15 protein-coding genes and 1 pseudogene are annotated in these 21,535 nt (G+C 67.6%); 6 read left to right on the forward strand and 10 right to left on the reverse strand.

What is annotated here, in order from left to right; translation table 11 throughout:
• Positions 1–5: 5 nt before the first annotated feature.
• Positions 6–278: a hypothetical protein gene (locus KX816_05520; protein QXQ07485.1), complete on the forward strand. Its 273-nt coding sequence runs from the start codon at positions 6–8 to the stop codon at positions 276–278.
• 12 nt (positions 279–290) lie between these two features.
• On the opposite strand, the gene KX816_05525 is transcribed toward KX816_05520, so the two are convergent.
• From KX816_05525 to KX816_05570, 10 genes are all read right to left on the reverse strand, one after another.
• Positions 291–2,645, reverse strand: coding sequence for a hypothetical protein (locus KX816_05525; protein QXQ07486.1), 2,355 nt, complete (start codon positions 2,643–2,645; stop codon positions 291–293).
• Between the two features lie 29 nt (positions 2,646–2,674).
• Positions 2,675–5,923: a CusA/CzcA family heavy metal efflux RND transporter gene (locus KX816_05530; GenBank protein ID QXQ07487.1), complete on the reverse strand. Its 3,249-nt coding sequence runs from the start codon at positions 5,921–5,923 to the stop codon at positions 2,675–2,677.
• Positions 5,920–7,068: an efflux RND transporter periplasmic adaptor subunit gene (locus KX816_05535; GenBank protein QXQ07488.1), complete on the reverse strand. Its 1,149-nt coding sequence runs from the start codon at positions 7,066–7,068 to the stop codon at positions 5,920–5,922. Before KX816_05535 ends, KX816_05530 begins: the two co-directional genes overlap by 4 nt.
• A gap of 3 nt (positions 7,069–7,071) precedes the next feature.
• Entirely contained in the window at positions 7,072–8,322 is a 1,251-nt protein-coding gene (locus KX816_05540) for a TolC family protein (protein QXQ07489.1), read from the reverse strand.
• A gap of 61 nt (positions 8,323–8,383) precedes the next feature.
• A complete protein-coding gene (locus KX816_05545; GenBank protein ID QXQ07490.1) occupies positions 8,384–8,716 on the reverse strand; it encodes a hypothetical protein in 333 nt (110 codons plus the stop codon).
• Positions 8,717–8,840: 124 nt separating this feature from the next.
• Complete coding sequence (locus KX816_05550; protein ID QXQ08415.1) at positions 8,841–10,187, reverse strand: amino acid permease; 1,347 nt, start codon at positions 10,185–10,187, stop codon at positions 8,841–8,843.
• A gap of 138 nt (positions 10,188–10,325) precedes the next feature.
• The gene (locus KX816_05555; protein ID QXQ07491.1) at positions 10,326–12,671 is read right to left on the reverse strand and encodes a TonB-dependent receptor; all 2,346 of its coding nucleotides are present in this window, start codon (positions 12,669–12,671) and stop codon (positions 10,326–10,328) included.
• A 129-nt stretch (positions 12,672–12,800) separates the two neighbouring features.
• Positions 12,801–14,084 (reverse strand): cysteine desulfurase-like protein, encoded by a 1,284-nt coding sequence (locus KX816_05560; GenBank protein QXQ07492.1) that lies wholly within the window; start codon positions 14,082–14,084, stop codon positions 12,801–12,803.
• Between the two features lie 118 nt (positions 14,085–14,202).
• Positions 14,203–15,183, reverse strand: coding sequence for an MBL fold metallo-hydrolase (locus KX816_05565; protein ID QXQ07493.1), 981 nt, complete (start codon positions 15,181–15,183; stop codon positions 14,203–14,205).
• Between the two features lie 115 nt (positions 15,184–15,298).
• Positions 15,299–15,763 carry an Lrp/AsnC family transcriptional regulator gene (locus KX816_05570; protein QXQ07494.1) on the reverse strand — a complete coding sequence of 155 codons (465 nt, stop codon included), beginning with the start codon at positions 15,761–15,763 and terminating at the stop codon, positions 15,299–15,301.
• Positions 15,764–15,886: 123 nt separating this feature from the next.
• Here KX816_05570 and KX816_05575 point away from each other — a divergent pair, with 123 nt between their 5' ends.
• From KX816_05575 to KX816_05595, 5 genes and pseudogenes are all read left to right on the forward strand, one after another.
• Complete coding sequence (locus KX816_05575) at positions 15,887–16,234, forward strand: hypothetical protein (protein ID QXQ07495.1); 348 nt, start codon at positions 15,887–15,889, stop codon at positions 16,232–16,234.
• Between the two features lie 242 nt (positions 16,235–16,476).
• Positions 16,477–17,484: pseudogene (locus KX816_05580) on the forward strand (DUF1611 domain-containing protein).
• Entirely contained in the window at positions 17,481–18,614 is a 1,134-nt protein-coding gene (locus tag KX816_05585) for a hypothetical protein (protein ID QXQ07496.1), read from the forward strand. The pseudogene KX816_05580 and the gene KX816_05585 overlap by 4 nt, the downstream one beginning before the upstream one ends.
• A gap of 161 nt (positions 18,615–18,775) precedes the next feature.
• Positions 18,776–20,230: an amidase gene (locus KX816_05590; GenBank protein ID QXQ07497.1), complete on the forward strand. Its 1,455-nt coding sequence runs from the start codon at positions 18,776–18,778 to the stop codon at positions 20,228–20,230.
• A gap of 310 nt (positions 20,231–20,540) precedes the next feature.
• Complete coding sequence (locus tag KX816_05595) at positions 20,541–21,461, forward strand: hypothetical protein (protein QXQ07498.1); 921 nt, start codon at positions 20,541–20,543, stop codon at positions 21,459–21,461.
• Positions 21,462–21,535: the final 74 nt, after the last annotated feature.

The following is a 21,535-nucleotide window of genomic DNA, read 5'->3' on the forward strand; positions in this document are numbered from 1 at the left end:
CGACAATGATCCAGTTGTCCCGCCTGGGAACGCCGCTGACCGCGACCGCGGTCCTGCTCATCCTTGCCTCGAACCTCGTCCAGCTCCGGCACGGTCATGTCGAACTCCAAGCCGAACTCGCCAATCAGGGAACCGCCCTCGCCAGCAGCGCGCGGGTCGAACGGCAGCTCGATGCGCTGGCCAAGGGTACGCAGCAGCTGGCCCGAGCCGGCAATCCGAACGCTCAGCGGATCGTTGCCATCCTCCGTGAGAAGGGCGTCAGCATAAACGGCGGCTAGCCCGGCGCAGGCTCAGCCGGAGATCCGGCCGACTGCGGCGGGGTTGTCGCGCAACTTGAGATAGAGCTGGCCGCGGACGGGATGCGGCACGGTCAGGCTGTCACCGGGGTAGCCCTCCGGAACCTCGACGGGCTTTTCGAACCCCGGGGTTGCCGACAATGCCGCGATCAGGAACATGTCGTTGCCGGTCAGTTCGCAGGCGCCGCGTTCAGCGGGGCAGCGGAGCTGGTGGAGATTGGGGACCCGGACGAGGGTCCCGAGCGGCTGCCAGTCGCTGGCGACCCCGTTGTGCACGGCGCGGAAGCGCAGTGGGCCGAACACCGATGGCCCGAACGCCTTGGCGTTGTCGAGTGTCGCCACCGCGACCTGCGCATCCTGTAGCGTCAGGCCGCTCGATGACGTCAGGGTCGTCGAGCCGCTGCCCGACTTCGTCGCGACCTCGACCGTATCGCCCGCGGTGAAGCTCGCACCCGCGCCGATCCGCAGCGAGAATGTCAGCCGGGCATCGTGCGGCAGTTGCTCGGCGTCGGCCAGCTTGACCGAGACCGGCGTCGTCGCGGTCGGCACCGACAGGCTCTTGCCGATCAGCGTCACGCTTGGTCGCGGTGCGCCGACGGTGAGGCGCACCGTCGTCGTGCGACCGTCGTTGAACGATACTTTCCCGGTCGTCGACTGGCCGGACTTCAAGGCCGTCGCCACGCCGTCGGTCGCCATGCGCAACGCGTCGCCGTCCTTGGCGCGAGCGAGGCCGCCGGGCGTGAACGTTACCCCGTCGACGACAAGGCTCGCGACTTCGTCCAGGCGACTGCCGCCGAGTGTGCCGAAGGCATCGCCGGCGTGGAGGTCGAAGCCGGCGACCCGCGTGCGCCGCGCATAACTCGTCACGGCGACGGCGTCGTCGGGCACGCCGTCGTGGGCGACCAGCAACGTCATCTTGCCCGCATCGGCGTTCGCCAGCGGCAGCGTCAGCGCAATCGTGTCGGGACCGGTCACTTTCCATGCCACCGGCTGCACCGCCCCCGCCGCGGGCCGCAGCGATACACCGGTGACGCATCCCGCTGCGCCGCCGGCAAGCGTGATCGGCTCGTCGCGGCCGACCACCGGCACGGTGTCGCTGTCGGCGATCTGCCACTGCCCGGGCTGCGGCGTCTGCAGGGAGAACGTCGGGCCGTCGAAGAGCTCGAAGCCCCAGCGACCGTGGAGGACCGCATCGACTGAGCCGGACAGGGGGACTGCGGCGATGGCGCCGGTGGCAACGACGAACCCGCCCTTCTCGGCGACCGGCGTTGCCGGCAGCTCGATCGTGCGGCCATTGCTCGTCACGACCCGGAGCATCATGTCGTGCGCATAAGCGGTGGCGTAGACGAGGGGGGCACCGCTGACCGGCAGGACCAGTTCCGTGCTGCGGGCACACAGCGGCGCGGTCAGCTTCGCCGTCTGCAGCGGCGGTAGCCGCGGCGGGATGATTGCCGGCAGCGCCGCGACCAGCACCGACTTCGGGTTGTGGAACGACGGCGCGGCGTTGAGGATCAGGTTGAGCCGGTCGTCCGCCTGCGTCGCCAGTGCCGGGATGTACTGGTATTTCGCGGTGTGAAACGAGTTGAGCACGCCGATGATGTCGCGGACCGCCGCGATGTACGGGCTGTAATAGCCGAGGCCGCCTTGCGGTGTCGCGGCAATCTGCAGGGCGAGGTCCGATCCGGGGCCAGCCAGGGTCTCGGTGACGCCATTGCTGTGGCCGTCGTTGAGCACCAGCGAGTCCTGGTTCTGCATCAGGCACGCGGCCTGAAGCTCGGGGACCTTCTCGAGGCAGTCCGGATTGATCTTCACCGCGAGGCTGCGCGCCAGCAGCGGCGTGATCGTCTCCAGGCGCTCCGGATCGACGGGGTCGCGCTTGCCGACCGCCTTGAGGAAGGCGGCAAGCCGGCCGTGATCGAGCGATGCCTGGTTGAGCCCTTGCGAGGCGCGCACGAAGGCACCCGGCCGGCCGCGCACGGCATTGACCAGTGTCGAGAAGTCGCCGCCGGTCGAAGGCGCAAGGAACAGGATGACCTGCTGGGCGCCAGCGGGCACGGTCAGCTTCAGCTCGGGGGCACCCTTGCGCGTCCAGGTCTCCGACTGGAAAAACCACTTCTTGGGCGGCGGGTTGGTCGCACCGCGCAGGAAGGCGGCGACCAGCAGGTAGCGCGCCGACTGGTCAGCCGGCAGGTCGGCGCGGATCGCCAACTGGTCGCCCTCGGCGAGTTGCGGGACCTCGGCGATCGGCAAAGTCACGCCGTTGCGCCCAACCGTCACCTGCAGCGACGGCCCCGACAGGTCGAAGGGTGCCGGATCGGCCGCCGCCGCGACGGCCCACAACACTGCCATGAGCATTGCGGCGATTTGAGTTGCGCGCATCATCGTCCATCGCTGCGAAGACGGTCGGTCTCGACCATCGAGGCGGAGGGCGCAAGTGTGCGCTCGCCCGACGCCGCTGCTTCGCGACGTCCGAACCGCGCGTAGAGCGTCGGCAGGACGAACAGCGTCAACAGGGTGGCCGAGATCAGGCCGCCGATGACCACCGTTGCCAACGGCTTCTGGACTTCGGCACCCGCCCCGGTACCGAGCGCCATCGGCACGAAGCCGAGCGAGGCGACCACCGCAGTCATTATAACTGGCCGCAGCCGGGCCAGCGCACCCGCCGTGCTCGCGGTCGCGCGGTCCATGCCGCCGCGCACCAGGTCCTGGATCGCGGTGACCATGACCAGCCCGTTGAGGACGGCGATACCCGACAGCGCGATGAACCCGACCGCCGCCGAGATCGAGAACGGCATGCCGCGTGCAACCAGCGCAAGGACCCCACCGACGAGCGCCAGCGGCACGCCGGTGAACACGATCGCGGCGTCCCGAACACTGCCGAGCGCCCCGTACAGCAGTAGCATGATCACGGCGAAACAGATCGGCACGATGATCGCGAGACGATCCCGCGCCGCTGCCAGGTTTTCGAACTGGCCGCCCCATTCGAGATAGACGCCGGGCGGCAGGACGACCTCGCGGTCGATCGCGGCCCGCGCATCACCGACGACGCCGGCGACATCGCGGCCGCGAACATTGGCCTGGACGACGACCCGGCGCTTGCCGTTCTCGCGGCTGATCTGGTTCGGCCCGTCCTCGACGACGATATCGGCGACGCTGGCCAGCGGCACGAACGCGCCGCTCGACGTCGGGATCGGCACCTGCTCGAGGGCCTGGAGATCCGCACGCGCGCTGTCGGCCAGGCGGATCACCACCGGAAAGCGTCGATCGCCCTCGAAGATCATGCCCGCCCGGCGACCACCGATGGCCGCGGCGATCGTGTCCTGGACGTCGCCCGCCGTGACGCCGACGCGCGCCATGGCGTCCCGCTTGACCCGGATGTCGAGCATCGGCAGTCCTGCGGTCTGCTCGACCTTGACGTCGGCAGCGCCGTTCGTCTTGCCGAGAATGTCGGCGATCCGCGCGGCCGTGGCATTCATCGCGCCGAAGTCGTCGCCGAACACCTTGATGGCGATATCGCCGCGGACGCCGGCCACCAGTTCGTTGAACCGCATCTGGATCGGCTGCGTGATTTCGTAGGCATTTCCCGGCAGCGCCGAGACTGCCTTTTCGATGCGCTCGACCAGCTCGGCCTTGGCAAGCGACGGGTCGGGCCAGTCCTTGCGGGGCTTGAGCATGACAAACGTGTCGGTGGCATTCGTCGGCATCGGGTCGGATGCGACTTCGGAGGTGCCGGTCTTGGAGAAGGCAAACCGCACCTCCGGCTGTTTCGAGATCGCTTTTTCGACCTGGAATTGCATCAGCTGGCTCTGTTCGACAGACGTGCCGGGGATGCGCAGCGCCTGGACGAGCACGTCGCCCTCGTCGAGTTGCGGCAGGAACTCCTGCCCCAGCGTGGTGAACGCGGCCCCGGCGATACCGAGCGCACCGAGTGCCAGCCCGAGTGTCAGGGTTGGCCGACGCACGGCCTTGGCCAGGCCCGGCTTGTAGCGTGCCTTGAGCGCCCCGATGATCCGGCTCTCCTTCTCGTCGACGCGCTTGCTCAGCCAGACGGCGATGGCCGCGGGAACGAAGGTCAGCGACAGGACGAACGCGAAGGCGAGCGCGATGATCACTGTCAACGCCATCGGCTGGAACATCTTGCCCTCGACGCCGGTGAAAGTCAGCAGCGGCGCGTAGACGAGGATGATGATCGCCTGCCCGTACACCGACGGCCGGATCATCTCGCGCGCCGAGGCGGTGACCACGGCCAGGCGTTCGTCGGTGGTGAGCCGCCGGCCCAGATGGTGCTGGCGCTCCGCCATCCGGCGCAGCGCGTTCTCGACGATGATCACCGCGCCGTCGACGATCAGCCCGAAATCGAGCGCGCCGAGGCTCATCAGGTTCGCCGAGACCCCGCCTTGCAACATGCCGGCGGCGGTCAGCAGCATGGTCACCGGGATGACCACCGCCGCAATCAGCGCCGCGCGGAAATTGCCGAGCAGGACGAACAGCACGACGATGACCAGCACCGCGCCTTCGCCGAGGTTCTTGGCCACCGTTGTGATCGTCGAATTGACCAGCTCGGTGCGGTCGAGCACCGGCTTGGCGATGACGTCGACGGGCAGGGACTTGTTGATCTCGGCAAGCCGCGCCGCGACCCCGGTCGACACGGTGCGGCTGTTCTCGCCGATGCGCATGACGGCGGTCCCGACGACGACCTCGTGGCCGTTTTCCGATGCCGACCCCATGCGCAAGGCCTGCCCGGTGCGGACCACGGCGACCTGTTCGAGCAGGATCGGCACGCCCTCGCGGGTGGCGACGACCGTCTTGGCGAGTTCGTCGCCGGTGCGGATCCTCGCGTCGGCACGGACCGCCAGTCCATCGCCGTTGCGGTTGATGATGCCGGCCCCGACGCTGATGTTGTTGCGCTCGAGCGCGGTCGCCAATTGGGGCAGGCTCAGGCGCAGCGCCTCCAGGCGCTGCAGGTTCGGGACGACCAGATACTCCTTCTGGTAGCCGCCGATGGTGTCGATGCCCGCGAGCCCGGCCGTGCCTTTCAGCTGCGGCGTTACGATCCAGTCCTGCGCCGTGCGCAGATAGGTCGCCTGGTCGGCCTCGCTGACCAGATGTTCGCCTTCGGGCGTGATGTAGCTGGCGTCGCGCTGCAGGCCGGGCTCGCCGTCGCGGTGGCGGATCTGATCGAGCTCGCGCAGCTCGACGGTCCACATATAGACCTCGCCGAGCCCGGTCGCGATCGGCCCCATCTCGGGGTTTACCCCCTCGGGCAGCGTCTCCTGTGCGGTGCGCAGCCGCTCGGTGACCTGTGACCGCGCAAAATAGATGTCGGTCTTTTCGGCGAACACCGCCGTGACCTGGGCAAAGCCATTGCGGCTGAGCGAGCGCGTGTAGTCGAGGCCGGGAATCCCGGCGAGCGCGGTTTCGATCGGCCACGCGACCTGTTTCTCGATCTGCTCGGGCGACAGCGCCGGCGCGACGATGTTGATCTGGACCTGGTTGTTGGTGATGTCCGGCACCGCATCGATCGGCAGCCGCGTCAGCGCGGCCGCACCGATCAGCGCGGCAAATAGAGTCAGCAGCAGCACGAACCAGCGCCGTTTGACCGCAAACGTGACGATACGATCGATCAATGATCGTCTCCCGTCGCGCCCTTGCCGAGTTCGGCCTTCAGCGTGAAGCTGTTGGCCGCAGCGATTTCCTCGCGACCGGCAAGGCCGGAGGCGACCGTTACGCGGTTGCCGTTGGTGCGGCCGAGCGTCACCGGCACGGCACGAAACCCGGTCGGCGTCCGCACGAACACCACCGGCTTGTCGTCGACGGTCTGGACCGCGACCGCGGGCACGGTGATGCCGCCGTCCCCGCTGCCGGGGAGCTGGATCGAGGCGGTCACCGCCTCACCGACGCGCCATTGCCCGGCGCGGTTATCGAGCGCGGCGATCAGCGGCACCTGTCGCGTCATTTCGTCGAGCACCGGCGAGACGAAGGTCACGCGCGCCTGCCCCGTGCGACCGGGCGCGGAGACTTCGACACGGGCACCGGCGCGGACATGGCCGGCGTCGGCGGCCGATAGCGACAGCGATAGCGAGACTACCGACAAGTCCGCGACGCGGAAGAGCTCGGCGTCCGCGGCGACAGTCTGACCCAGTGTTGCCGAACGCGCGATGACCTGCCCGCTGATCGGCGCGCGTGTGGTGAGCCGGTTGAGCGCGCCACCACCACCGCCGGCTGCGGCGACCTGCTGTCGGGCGAGGCGCAGGGCGATGCCCGCCTCGGTCGCGGCCGTACGAGCCGCGATCAGGTCCTGCTCGGGCGAGACCCGCTCGGCGAACAGGCGCTGTTCCCGCGCCAGATTGGACCGCGCGAGTGCGGCCCGAGCGGCGGCGGCTTCGACCTCGGCATTGAGCTGCGCGGCTTCGCGGCTTTCGATGACCGCGAGCGTATCGCCGCGGCGGACGGACTGGCCGAGGTTGCGGGTAAGGCTGACCAGCCGCCCGTCGATCGCCGCCGAAACAATCTGGGTGCCCTGCGGATCGCCCGCGATGGTGCCCGGCAACTCGATCGCGCCGCCACCACCGCCGATCGCCGGCCGTACCAGCGCAATGCCGGCAGCGGTGATCTGCTGCGGCGTCAGGCGTACGACGTCCGGTGCTGACGCCGGCGCGACGTCGGCGTCCGCCGCTTTCGCCTCCGGCTTCGGTGCGTTGCCATCGCCGCAGCCGGTGGCACCGACGACGAGGGCCAGCGGCAAGACCACGCGGATGAACCTGTTGGTCATGATCTAGTCCTTCAGGGTCGTGACGTCGGCGGTCAGTCGTGACAAGCGCGCCCCCGCGTCGTGGAAAGCGGTCAGCGCGTCGATCACGGCAACGCGGGTTTCGGACAGGGTGCGTTCGGCATCGAGCAGATCGAGCTGGCCGAACTTGCCTTCGCGGTAGCCGATGCGGGCGATGCGTGCCGTCTCGGTTGCCGCCGCCAGCGCCGGGCCCATCGCGGTGCGCGCCGTGTCGGCGGCGTTGGCGACCTCGGCCTGGGCGTCGGCGATGTCTGCCTCGGTATTTTGCCGGACCAGGCGGCGCTGGGCATCAACCTGATCGCGTTCGGCGCGCGCCTGGACAATCGCCGCCGTGCCGTTGCTGAACAGCGGGAACGGGATCGAGACCCCAAAGACGGCCGCGGTATCGTTGGTCGCCGCGAGCCGCCGCGCGCTGGCTGTGAGCGTCACGTCGGGGATGCGTTGGGAGCGGGCGAGTGCGACCTGGGCGCTGGCGGTGGTGACATCGGCGGTCGCGGTTGCCAGCGCCAGCGTGTTCTCGACGACAATGGGCCGCGGCGGGCCGTAACCGGCCACCGAGGTGAACCACGCGGTATCGAGACCGGCGATCGGCTGGCCGATGAGGCGCGCCAGGTTGTCGCGCGCGACGTCGAGCAGCCGCTTCGCCCGGTCCGCTGCCGTGGCGGCATTGATGCGCAGGACGTCGGCGCGCTGCTGCTCGATCGGTGAGGCCCGACCGGCGGCCACCCTGACTTTGGCGGCGCGGAGCACTTTTTCGGCGATGGCGACCTGTTCGCGCGCCGTCGTCAGCCGGCGTTCGGTCGAGGCGGCCTCGAGGTAGGCGCGCGTCACCCTGAGCGTCAGGTCGTTCTCGGCGACCGCTGCACTGAGACGTGCGCTGGTCCGCCGCGCGTTGGCGACGCCGAGGCGTGCGGTGCGCTTGCCGCCGAGCTCGAGCGGAAGTGCAAGGCCAACCGTGGTCTCGGCGCTGTCGAAGCGGCGATAGGCACCGCTGCCGCCGACATTCTCGGTCTCCGCGACGATCGTCGGGTTGGGCCGGAGACCGGCAACTGTCCGAGCGGCTGCGGCCGCACGCTGCCCGGCCTCCGCCGCCTGCAGCGACGGCGAGACCGTCGAGGCCAGTGCGATCGCCTGTGCGAGGGTCAGCACGGGGCTGGCCGTTGGAATATTGGTCTGCGCCTGTGCGAGCGACGCACACGACGCCACCGCCAGACAGGCGGCGAGAAGCCGGATCATGAAATTAGCCTTTGACGAACCGAAGGGAGCCGCGCGGCGGTGGCCGGCGGGATCGGATGCGTCAGGCTCTCGGCGGTCGCCGGGCTGGGTCGGGCTCGGAAATGGTCAGGATGTCTGCCGGCGCGGGGTTCAGGCGACCGGCCGGATCGAGGCGATCCGCGAACGCGAACCCGATGGCAGGCGTGCCGACGTGATGACCGTGACAGCTATTATGGTGATGGGGAAAAGCGTTGTCCGCATCTGCCGGCACCTGATCACCGTCACCGTCGACATGCTGTGCTCCGTCGCTGGACGTGACCTCGACGCAGCCGGAAATTTCGGTCGCGTGACCGATGCTCGCCCACGTCGTCACGAGGAGCATCAGGCAGGCCAGTAGGGGCATCAGCTTGCGCACTGCTTGGCAACTAGCAGGTTTCGTCCGAAATGTAACGCGGCCGACACCTGTCACGGGCAGTGCCTGCTGCCATGCGCGCCCCGCATCGGCGGCTCGAACCAGTGCGCGCCATTGGCTCCCGCGTCTAAGCCTCGTTTGCAAGCGGCAGCGTTGCGCCCCGACCCGCGGCGCCGTCTGCACCGCGACGTTTGCGCCAAATGAAATAGGCGGCGGTCAGCAGGATCAGCCACGGCACGCCGCAAATCCACGAGATGTTCCAATCATCGTCGAACGCCATGGTAACGAGCAGCGCTGCCAGCAATGTCAGGCCGAGGATCTGGACGTACGGGAAAAACGGCATGCGCAGCGGCAACGTCGACGGGTCGTGTCGTCGCCGAAAACCGAAGTGACTGGCCAGCACCAGCATCCAGACGATCATCGCGCCGAACAATGCGACGCCGAACAGGTAGTTGTAGGCCTTGGGGGTTATCACCGACACCGCGGCGGTCGCGAGGATACCGGCACCCGACAGCAGGATCGCGGCGAGTGGCGTGCCGCTGGCGGTCAGGCGGCCGAGCCGCTTCGGCGCATAGCCGCCGCGCGACAGCGAGAACAGCATGCGCGAGCACAGGTAGACGTTGGTGTTCATGCTCGACAGGGCCGCGGTCAGCACGACGAAGTTCATGATCCCCGCCGCCTGACGGATGCCGCTGTCGCGGAATACCGTGACGAAGGGGCTTTCCTTGACGAGGTGTGCGCCGGTCACGGTCCACGGCACCATCGTCACCACGACGCCGAGCGCCAGGATATAGAACAGGAACAGGCGCAGCATCATCGTCCGCAGCGCCGCCGGGATGGTGTGCAGCGGATCGGCGGTTTCCCCCGAGGTCACGGCGATGACCTCGATGCCGTTGAACGCCAGTACGCCCAGCAGCACCGCCATCCACACGCCGCGCAGGCCGTGCGGCATGAAGCCCCCCGGCAGCCCGACGAGGTTGTGCAGCCCGACCGGTGTGAAGCCGATGCCGAAGACGTGCATCAGGCCGATCATGATGAAGGCGACGATTGCCACGACCTTGATCAGCGAGAACCAGTACTCGATCGAGCCGAAGTTCTTCACGGACAGCGCGTTGACGTAAAGCAGCACGAACGCGAAGCCGACCGACCACACCCAGACCGGGCTGTCGGGAAACCAGAAGTTCATATAGGCGCCGACCGCGACCGCCTCGCCGCCGACGGCGATAACCTGCGCTGCCCAATAGGTGTAGCGGATGACGAACCCGGCCCAGGGATTGATGTAGAGTTCGGCGTATACCCCGAACGAGCCTGCCGCCGGATGCATCACCGCCATTTCCGACAGGCTGAGCACCATCACGACGGCGATCAGCGCGGCAATCGCGAAACTGACGAGAACGGCGGGCCCGGCGTAACCGATCGCCAGCGCGCTGCCGGCGAACAGCCCGGTTCCGATTGCGCCGCCCAGGCCAATCATCACGACCTGAGCCTTGCTCAGGCTCTTGTGGAGCCCGGCTTCATTCGCGGTGACGGCTGCCTCATCCACGCGAGGCAGCGATTTGGCTGTGAGTGCGCTCCCCGGCCGCGAATTGGGAAGCCGGGGAGCGCATCATGGTCAGAACGAGCGTGTCACGGTCGCCCCGATGGTGCGTGGCCGCACGGTCAGCAGGCCGGTCGGATCCTGCGAGGAGTTGATCGCGTCGATCTGCGCACGCTTGTTGGTCAGGTTGCGGACGAAGAACGTGCCGGCCCAGTCCTTGTTCGAGACGCCGAGGCGCAGGTTGAACATGGTGTAGGCTTCGAGATGCACGTTGTACGGGTTCGCCGCGTGCAACTGGTTGTCGGCCGAGCCCCGGTACGAGATATCGATCGCCGCGATTCCCTTCAGGTTCTCGTTGATCGGCCGGGTGTAGTCGAGGCCGACGAAGCCCTGCCATTTCGGCACGTTCTGGATGTGGTCACCCTTGACGCCGAGGGCGAGGTCGGGGTTCGCCGGATCGATCTGAACCTGGCCCTTGGTCAGCCTGGCGTCCTGGTACGATCCCGAGACGGTGGCGCTGAGGTAGTCGAACAGCCGGGCGTTGAGTTCCAGCTCGACACCCTTTACCTCGGCCTTGCCGGCGTTGCCGGTGTAGCGGAAGGCACCGTCCGTGGTCGTGTTGGCGACCTGGATGTTGGTCCAGACGATGTAATAAGCGTCGGCGTTGTAGGTGACGCGTCCGTCGAACAGGCGGCCCTTGGCACCGCCTTCGTAGTTGGTCAGCGAGTCCGGGCCGTAGGACAGCGGGATCGGCTCGAACGGCTGATCCTGCGAGTTGACACCACCACTCCGGAAACCGGTCGACACGGTGGCATACAGCAAGGCAGCCGGATCCAGCTTGTAGCTGGCGTTGACCTTGTAGGTGAGCTTGTGGAACGAGCCCTTTTCCGGTGTCTCGACCAGGACCGGGGATGCAGGGAAACCGCCGAACGGGTGAGTCTGAACCTGCACGCCGTTGGTGTCCTCGGCGAAGTAGCGAAGACCACCGACGACTTGGAACTTGGACGTGATGTCGAAGGTGACCTCGCCGAAACCGGCGTATTGGTCGCTGCCACGATGGTCGGTGCGCCCGAAGAATGTGCTGCCGGTGCCAGGATGAGCGAGTGCATCGGCCGAGTTCTCCGAACTGAACGGGCCGATCGGCAGGCCGCTGGCATCGGTCGCCAGCACCGCAACCGAAAGGTCGAAGTCGGTGCGCTCATAAAAGCCGCCGACGACGAAGTTGATCGGGCCGTCGAACTTGGAGGCGTAGCGCAACTCGGACGAGGTCACCTGGCGCTTCTGCGGCTGTTGGGTCACCGCGGCGACCGGGACGCCGAACGACACCAGGATCGGCGTGGAGTCGAAGTTGAAGTCGAACTTGCGGTTGAACTGGTTGACCGTCGCGGTGAACGTGCCGCCGAGCGCCTGGTAATTGCCGGTGAGGCTGTAGATCTCGAGATGCTCGTTATACGGGCTGCGGACGACGTCGGTGTTGATCAGGTCGCCGCCCGCGATTGGCGACAAGATCGGATCGCCGGGGACGCCGAAGGATGTGATCCCCGCGGGCGTGTAGCGCGACGATCCGTTCGAGTGGCTGTTCTGCGCGGTGACCGACGCCAGGAAGTCGAGGTTCTCGGTCGGGGCCCAACGGACGTGGAGGCGGCCGCCCTTCGTCACTTCGTTGTTGATGCCCTTGAGGGCACCCGAAGGGATCCGCGGCTGGTCGATGAAACCGCTGTCGTTGTCGTACCAGCCGACGACGCGTGCCGCGAGTGTGTCGTTGACGATCGGGATATTGAGCGCGCCGTTGACGTGATAGTTGCCGCTGCCGTGCTGGGTGCCCGAACCTTCTGCGGTGACGTAGCCGTCGACGGTGTTGAAATTCGGCTTCTTGGTGATGAAGCGGATCGTGCCGCTCTCGGAGCTGGCTCCGTAAAGCGTTCCCTGCGGGCCACGCAGGACTTCGACGCGGTCGAGATCGTACAAGCGAATGTCGGGCTCGAGACCACCGCCGTCGTTGGGGTTCGAGCCGCTGATGACAGCTTCGTCGTAATAGACGCCGGTAGTCGAATCGCCCGTCGAATTGATGCCGCGGATGACGTACTTCTTGTCGCCCGGCCCGAGGTCCTGAATTTGCAGGCCCGGAATCTTGGCGGCGATGTCGATGAACTGAACGTTGCCGGCTTTCTGCAGGCTATCGCCGGTCAACGCCTGGATCGACTGAGGAGCATCGATCAACGACTGGCCGCCGCGCTTGTTAGCGGTGACGACGATGTCGGAAACACTCGAGTCGGATACCGAGGGGGAGGTCACCGGCGTGGTTTGCGCCGTCGCGGCAGAGCCGATTGTCAGCATGGTCACCGCCAGCACGCTGGCCGTGCCGAACAGGGCGCGTCGCGTCTCGCTACCGGAGCGCGCCGAAATGATCAGATATGGCATCGGTGACATCCCCCTATGGCGTCCGATGACCAGTAGGAGTGATAGAGTATAACCTGTCAACGAGAAGTTTAGACCTAAAGCAAAATAGTCCGACGTGTTATTATTAAGACACGGTGTCGTTCGATTTGGCTAGGACGGACGCAAGCTACGCAGCGCCTCGGCGAACCGATCAACTTCGCTAGTCGTGTTGTAGTGTACCAGCGAAGCCCGCACCGCGCCGCTGTCCATCGCCAGCCCCAATCGGGCCATCAGCCGCGGCGCGTACATGTGGCCGTCGCGGATGCCGATAGTGAACCGGTCGGCCATCTGCTGCGCGACGTCGGCCGGGTGCATGCCGGGCAGGTTGAAGCACACTGTCGGCACCCGCAGCGCAGCATCGGCGGGGTCGGCGACGCCGTAGATGATCGCGCCGACATCGGCGAGCGCCCGCAGGACGCCCTCCGACAGGGTTTGCTCGTAGGCCTGGATCGCCGTCATCGCCGTGACGATGCGCCCGCGGATACTGTTCGAGGTGCCGAGCTCGCCGCCGAGATCGGCGAGATAGTCGACGGCGGCGCTCATGCCGGCGACGTTCTCGTAGGTGAAGGTGCCCGCCTCGATCTTGTACGGGGCACGGTCGGGGATGAAGTCTTCCCGGAAGGTCGGCAGCGCGTCGAGCTTTTCCTGCTTGCCCCACAGGAAGCCCATGTGTGGCGCGAACGCCTTGTAGCCGGAGCAGACCAGATAGTCGCAGTCCCAGGCCTGGACGTCGATCAGGGCGTGCGGGCCATAATGCACGCAGTCGAGGAAGACCTCCGCGCCGACGGCGTGGGCGGCCGTCGCCACCGCCGTCACGTCGACGAGCGAGCCCAGCGCGTGCGAAACCACGGTGCAGGCGACCAGTCGCGTGCGCTCCGACAACAGGGGGATGAGGTCCTCGACGTGCAGCCGCTGGTCGTCGCGCATCCGCCACCAGACGATCTTCGCGCCCCGCGGCTGGAGAGCCAGCCAGGTCGCGACGTTGGCGTCGTGGTCGAGGTCGGTGACGATGATCTCGTCGCGTGGGCTGCTCAGCAGCTCGCCGATCGCGAGGCTGACGATCCGGATGAACGACGTCGCATTCAACCCGAACGCGATCTCCGTCGGGGCGCGAGCATTGACGAACGCCGCCACGCGCTCGCGGGCCTCGGCGACGACGCGGTCGACCTCGACGCTCTGGGGATAGCGGCCGCCGCGCTGGACGTTGCAGTCCATCAGGTGAGCAGCGACCCGGTCGAGCACGATCCGCGGAGCCTGCGCACCGGCGGCGTTGTCGAAGAAGACGAACGGCGCCGCCTTCGCCAGCGCCGGGAAACGGCCGCGAGCGCGTTCGACCGGAAAGCTTTCGGCGACGCGACCGAGGACTGGCGCGACGGCATCGACAACATCGGACATGGGCGCTGATCCTGCGGATTGGCACGTCGCTCCGGGCGCAACGAACACTTTAGAGTTGAAGCATAGGAGCCCACCATGCCGCGTCAAGCAGCATGGCGCCTCGGGATGGCGACCCGCGCTACCGAGCGCGGGGTCGCTTGAGATCCTCGTACACGATCGCCAGCAGATACGGCTGCTTCATCAGGTTGCCGCCCCAGGCGACGTCGAGGTCGTCGAGCGGATGCGCGGCGATCAATTGCTCCTCGGTCAGTCCTTTCGCGATGGCGGCAGCGACGCGCGAGCGGACCGTCTTCAGCATGGCCTGGTAGGTTTTCACGTCGTCGCGGGTAGCGACACTGCCGTGCCCCGGGATGATCTTCGTCCGCGCGTCGCACATCGCGTACAGCGTGTCGTACCAGGCGATCATGCCGTCGATCGTGCCGCCGTGGTCGATGTCGATGTCCGGGTAGAAGCCGTGGAAGAAGGTGTCGCCGGTCTGGATGACGTTCGCCTCGACATAGCGGATCGCCAGATCGCCGTCGGTGTGAGCCGGGGGAACCTTGATGATCTCGATCGTCTGGCCGCCGACGTGGAGCTGGTCGCCGTTGCCGACCGTGATGACCGGAACAGCGCGCGTGTCCCTGGCGTACGGCTGCCCTGCGGGTGCGGTACTGGCGCGCTGCGCCTCGACGATATGGCGGCGTGTCTGCGGGCTCGACAGGATCACGGCACCGGTCCGGGCCCACAGGCCGTTGCCGCCGACATGGTCCCAGTGCCAGTGCGTATCGACCAGGTAGCGCACCGGCAGCGGCGACAACGCCGCAATCCGGGCCCGCAGCTTGGCGTTGAGTTGCGGCCATTCGGCATCGACCAGCAGCACGCCGTCCTCGCCGACGACGACGCCGTTGTTGCCGCCGTAGCTCTCCATCATGTGGACGCCGCCGCCCAGGTCACGGTCGGCGACCTCGGTCGTGCTCCAATCCGGCAGCGTGAAATGCTCGATGGGGCGAGCGGTCGCGGGCAGGGCGGCTAGCGTGAAGGCCGCGAGCAGCAGGTTTGTCAGGTGACGGTGAACGACGGCGTATTTCGATCGGCAAGCCGGGGAAGACTGATTGTTCACGTTGATCTCCTGGTGGCCGATCTTCGTCCCGAAGAGGCGCATCCCGACCCTGCTTGCGCCGAGCCGCTCGCGGAAGCGAGTACCGTCATCCGCCGGGGTTGCAATCCGTGGATGGTCAGACCGGCAACGCCGTCGTCGCCTTGATCTCGGACAAGGCGACGGTCGAATTCACCTCCTGGATGCCCGGAAGCTGCGACAGGGTATCGAAGAAGAAGCGCTCATAGGCCTTGATGTCCCGCGCGACGATCCGCAGCATGAAGTCGACCGGACCCATCAGCACGTAGCATTCGAGCACCTCGGGCAGCCCGCGGATGGCGGCGGTGAACTCGTCGAGGTTGGCGCGCCCGTGGGCATTGAGCTTGACCTGCGCGAAGACGTGGGCGTCGAGCCCGACCTTCTCGCGGTCCAGCAGGGCGACCCGCCGCTTGATGATGCCGGCGCGCTCGAGCCGGTCGATGCGGCGGTAGCATGGGGTCTGCGACAGCCCGACCCGCTCGGCAATCGCCGCCATGCTTAGACTCGCGTCCTCCTGCAACAGCGCGAGGATGCGACGCTCGTGGAGGTCGAGAGGTTCGGACACGATTTTACTCGATTGCTGCTGATTGTGAGATAGATACGCTCAATATCACCAATGTAGCGGCATTATAAGGTGAGATATACCGCGCTGGTCTTGGCATTCTACCTCGATGCACGAGAGCCGATCATGACCGCCCGCATCGCTCCGCCTGCCGGCACCCCGGGCGGCAACGCCACCCTCTGCGCTGCCCCCTCACTGCCTGCTGCGGACCCGCCGGGCAGGAGCGAGTACCGCGTCCTGGCTGCGAAGACCCCTCAGTACATGCTCCGCATTCTCGGGCTGTTCGCACAGCAGGACCAACTGCCGGACCGCCTTCGCATGGACGTCGTCGAGGACATGATCTGGGTCGCGTTGACCATCGACGGCCTGACCCGCCACCGGGCGGACGTCATCGCCCAGAAGCTGCGTGCGCTGGTCGACACCGAGGCGGTCGACCTCAGCTGGACCGGCGACGTCAGGCGGTGCAAGGCTTGACGCCCCGCAGTGTCTGAACCGCGGTTCGCCGCTCTTGCCGCGGATCTTGGTGATGACGGGGATGATGCGCTTCCGGCGGAGCTCGGTGCAAAGGTAATAATAGTCGTAGTTCGGGGTCTCGACCCGCACCGAGGTGTCCATTTCGCCCAGGCTGCGCCGCGCGGTGACCAGCTGCACGGCATCTTCGACGGGCTCGGCGAATAGCTCGGACATCCGCAGCCCTAGCCGCTGGCTGAGCTGGAATAACTTGTCGTAGGCCAGCGTCAGCCGGTCGTGCTCGACCTTCGTCGTCCGGCTACGCCAAGACCGCGTACGGCCTGCGCGACTGGGCCGGGGATCGCTGCATCGGCGAGTTCGTGCTGCCCGGCGCGCGCGTTACAACGGAGCTGCGGCCGCTGAGCCCGCGAAAGGCCCTGGCGAAGGGCGCCCGTGCACTGGTCATCGGGGTCGCCAACTCGGGCGGCGTCATTCCCGACACCTGGCTGGCGGCGCTGGTCGAGGCGCTTGAGAGTGGCCTCGACATCATTTCCGGCTTGCACGCGAAGCTCGTCGACATCCCGGTGCTGCGCGATGCCGCAGACCGGACCGGTCGCCGGCTTATCGACATCCGCACGCCACCTGCGGGGATCGAGGTCACGAGCGGTGCACCACGCTACGGGCGCCGCACCCTCACCGTCGGCACCGACCGCGCGCTCGGCAAGAATTATACCGCGCAGGCGGTCGTGCGGAGATTGCGCGCACGCGGTATCGACGCCGACTTCCGCGCTACCGGGCAGACCGGCCTCATGATCGCCGGTGCGTGCATTCCCATCAACGCAGTAGTCGCGGATTTTGTCGCGGGCGCGGCGGAAATGCTAGGCCCGGCGGCCGACCCGGCACACGTCGACGTCATCGAGGGACAGGCTCGCTGTTCCACCCGGCCTATGCCGGCGTCTCACTCGGGCTTCTCCACGGTAGCCAGCCCGACCTGTTCATGGTCTGCCATGCCCCCCGGCCGAACCGCGATTCTCGGACACCCGGGCTACCACGTCCCTTCGATCGCCGACGTCATCGCGCAGACTATTGCGCTCGGACGGTTGACCAACCCTGCCATTAAGTGCGCTGGTATCAGCTTGAACACCGCCGAACTCAGCGACGCCGCCGCCGCGGTCGAGATTGCCGCCACCGCGCAGCGCTTCGGGCTCCCGGCGGCCGACCCGATCCGCGGTGGCGACAGCTTCGAGCGGCTGCTCGACGCCTGCATGCCATGAGCGGGACAGCTCCGGATGGCAGCAGGTCGACCTGGTTCCAGCGCTTCCTGCTACCCGGATTCGCCTTCAAGGCAGTGGTCATCGGCGGAGGCTATGCGACCGGCCGCGAGCTCGCCGAGTTCTTTCTGCCGAGCGGGCCATGGGGCGGGCTGGCGGGCATCGCGCTCGCAACCGTGCTCTGGAGCGTCATCGCCGCGCTGACCTTCGCGCTCGCCCGCACCTTGAACGCGTACGACTACCGCAGCTTCTTCGCCGGGCTGCTCGGTCCCGGCTGGATCGTCTTCGAGGGCGCATATGTGCTGTTCGTGGTGCTGGTGCTTGCGGTCTTCGGAGCGGCAGCGGGCGCGATCGGAGCCGCGGTGCTCGGCGCGCCGCCGTTGCTCGGCACGCTGGCACTGGCGGTTTGCATCGCGGGTGTCGCGGCGTTCGGAAACGCCTCGGTCGAGCGGCTGTTCAAGTACGTCTCGATCCTGCTCTACGCGGTCTATGCACTGTTCCTGGTACTGGCGCTCGGCAGTTTCGGCGACCGCATCGCCAGCCATTTCGCGATCCCCGCCTCGACCGACGGCTGGGCGAGCGGCGGCATCACCTACGCGGCGTACAACGTCGTCGGCGCGGTGATCATCCTGCCGATGCTGCGCCACCTGACCAGCCGCCGCGACGCGATCGTCGCGGGGCTCGTCGCCGGTCCGCTGGCGATGGCACCGGCGTTCCTGTTCTTCGTCTGCATGGTCGCCTTCTACCCCGGCATCGAGACCGAGGTGCTGCCGTCGGACTTCCTCCTCCGGCAGATGAACCTGCCGCTGTTCCACCTGCTGTTCCAGTTCATGATCTTCGCGGCATTGCTCGAGAGCGGCACCGGCTCGGTCCACGCCATCAACGAGCGCATCGCCGCGGTCTGGCGGACCCGGCGCGGCATTGACCTGAGCCGCCGCGCGCGCGGGTTGATCGCCGCGGTCCTGCTCATCGCCTGCATGTTCGTCGCCGACCGCTTCGGCCTCGTCGCGCTGATCGCCAGCGGCTACCGGCTGCTTGGCTACACCGTCCTCGCCACGTTTGTGCTGCCGCTGCTCACAATCGGGATCTACCGGCTACTGCAGCGACGGCCAGCGCTTGCGACGATCGCATAGCGGTTCGGCCGGACCCAATTCACGCCCCAACTCGGATAAATCCGGGAATGATCCCGAGCATTCAGTGTTGGCTGCCTCGGGACGTTCCTGAAACGACCTCTCCTTGACGCACTTAAACCCGACTGTAGTCTGCTTCCACGCCGACGCCGGAGGGGAACTCGATGCAGCTGTCCGACTATGTATCGTACGATGCGCTCGGTCTGGCGGAGCTCGTGCGCGCCCGGGCCGTCACCCCGTCGGAGCTGGTCGAAGCGGCCATCGAGGCCTGCAAGGCGGTCAATCCCGCAATCGGCGCCGTCGTCGAAACATGGCAGGCGGACATGCCCGAGGCGATCGCCTCCTTGGCACCGGAGGCCCCGTTTCGCGGCGTTCCCTTCCTCATCAAGGATCTCGTCCTGCACATGGCGGGCCGCAAGATCGAGATGGGCAGCCGCCTGGCGGCAGGGCTCGTGGCGCCCGAGGACTCGCATCTCATGGCGCGTTTCCGCGCGGCCGGGCTGCTGACCTTCGGGCGTACCGCCGCCCCGGAGATGGGGTATAGTTGCACGACGGAATCCACGCTCCACGGCCTGACGCGCAACCCCTGGAACCTCGTCCATAATTCTGGCGGCTCCAGCGGCGGGGCGGCGGCGGCAACCGCGGCGGGGATCGTGCCGCTCGCCCATGCCAACGACGGCGGCGGCTCGACGCGCATCCCGGCCGCGTGCTGCGGACTGTTCGGCATGAAACCCTCGCGCGGTCGCGTGCCGATCGGTCCGGACGTGGACGAGGGGCTCAGCGGCCTCGGCGTCGAGCTGGCCGTCAGTCGGACCGTCCGCGACAGCGCCGCCCTGCTCGATTGCGTCCAGGGCGCGGTCGACGGCGACGCCTACATCATCGCGCCACCGACCGGGCCCTATCTAAAGGAGGTCGGCGCAGACCCCGGAGTGCTGCGTATCGGCCTGATGATCGACGCTTTCGGGGGATCGCGCACGTCTGCGGTCGTCTCCCGGGCGGTGCAGGCGGGCGCGCGCCAATGCACCGACCTCGGCCATCGGGTCGAGATTGCGGAGGTAGGTCTCGGCGTCAGCTGGGACGAGTTTCTGGTCGCCAACGCGCGGATCTGGACGGCCAACCTGGCGGGCGGGATCGGTGCCGTGAGCACCATGACCGGGAGGCCGATCGACCTCTCGACGCTCGAGGAGCAGACTCTTGCCTGCTACGAATACGGGGCGAAGCTGAGCGCCGTCGACCTGCTCCAGGCCTTCGAGGTGCGCAACCGGGTGACGCGAAGCCTCGGGGACTGGTTTACGCGCAACAATGTTCTGATGTCGCCGACATTGCCCGACCTGCCGGCCCCCGTCGGCTGGTTCTCGGATCGCGCGGCCGGTCTCGACGGGCTCGGCTGGACCGAGCTGGTCTTCGGCTACACCCCGTTCACGCCCGCGTTCAACATCGCGGGCCTGCCCGCAATGTCGATGCCGTTGGCGTTCGATCCCGACAGCAACCTGCCGATCGGCATCCAGTTCGCCGCCGGCACCGGCCGCGAGGACGTACTGTTTCGCCTTGCCGGCCAGCTGGAGCGGGCCATGCCCTGGGCATCCCGTCATCCTACCGTCTGGGCCGGAACTGCCTGACGCGGACGCGCTGAGGGCACATTGTCGATTCCGTCCAATACTCGCGGCGCTGGATCGCTAGGTTCGTCTTGCTGCCGAGGGCATTCGGCGGCCTAGCAGGCGGAGACCCAAGCGTGGTGCTGGGCCTACAACGCACCCACAGTGCCGGCCTGCTCCTGGGTAGTTCCGGGCGCGCGGTACACGCCGCACACCCCCTCTGCGACCGCAGACTGCGCTGGTCCTGCTGGACGGCGCTGTCCGCGCAGACCGCTAACCGGCGCTTCGCCCGGCCGGCGGCGATGAGCATCGAAACGCGTGTCGAGCTGTCGATGTGACACCGGGCCGGGCCCTCGAGCGCGTGCTCGATACAATCTCGGCGGAGGCCCCCGAAGCGGTGCAGCGCGGACGGTTCGCGCTCGTCGAGGCGCTCGGCTGGACGAAGACGACGACCTGGCCCGTCGTGCGGCAGTTCAGCGGGCTCGCCGAAGGCGCTCCGTTCGAGCTGATCTGGCGTCCGGGCCGGCCGGGCCTGTACTGGACTGCGGAGCCGGCGGCGTCCGAGCTGGCGCGCGACCGGCGTATCGAGCGGTCGGTCGAACTTGTCGAGACGATCGGGGGCAGGCTCGACGCGCCGACCCGGCAGCTCGCGCTCGCGACGGCCAACGCCTCGTCGGCAAACTGGCCTGTGTGGGTCGCGGGCCGCCACACCAAGCGGAGCGACGCGGCGAAGCTGTACGTGCTGGTCAACGCGGTACCGCCGGCGTTCGAAGCGGTGACACCGCTGCTGCGCGGTGCCGACCAGCCGACGATGATCGGCCTGACCCCGCAAGGTGAGCGCGAGTTCTACTGGACGCGCCCGACCCGTGACGCCGGCGACCTGCGGCAGTTGCGCGCCGACCGTGCGACTGCGCCGCTGGCGGAGATGCTGAACGCGGCGCTGATCGACTGGACAGGATCGGGGTTCGAGGACAAGGCCGGCGGCCGCCTCCGCTTGAGCCTGCGCTACGGCGTCTCCGGGCAGCCCGAAACCCTCGCCGCCTTCGTCCGCGTCGACGCGGCGGGAGGCGGTCCCCGGGTGCGGATACGGCTCCTGGCGCGCGGCGGCAACGACAATCCGGCGCTGGCGCGGTGCTGGGCCGATGGCCAGCTGCGCCCGATGCTGCTGTCGTTGGCGGCGAGCACCGACGGCCTGAACCTTGCCCTCGGGCTGAGGGACAACGGCTCGCTGACGCCGCCGGATGTGCGGGTGTAAACACCATCAGATCGTTACGGGCCGACCGCGAAGCTTGACAGGAGGTACCCGCCGGATTTTAAGCACGACCGGGG

The sequence above is a fragment of the Sphingosinicellaceae bacterium genome, assembly GCA_019285715.1.
Lineage (GTDB): Bacteria > Pseudomonadota > Alphaproteobacteria > Sphingomonadales > Sphingomonadaceae > Glacieibacterium.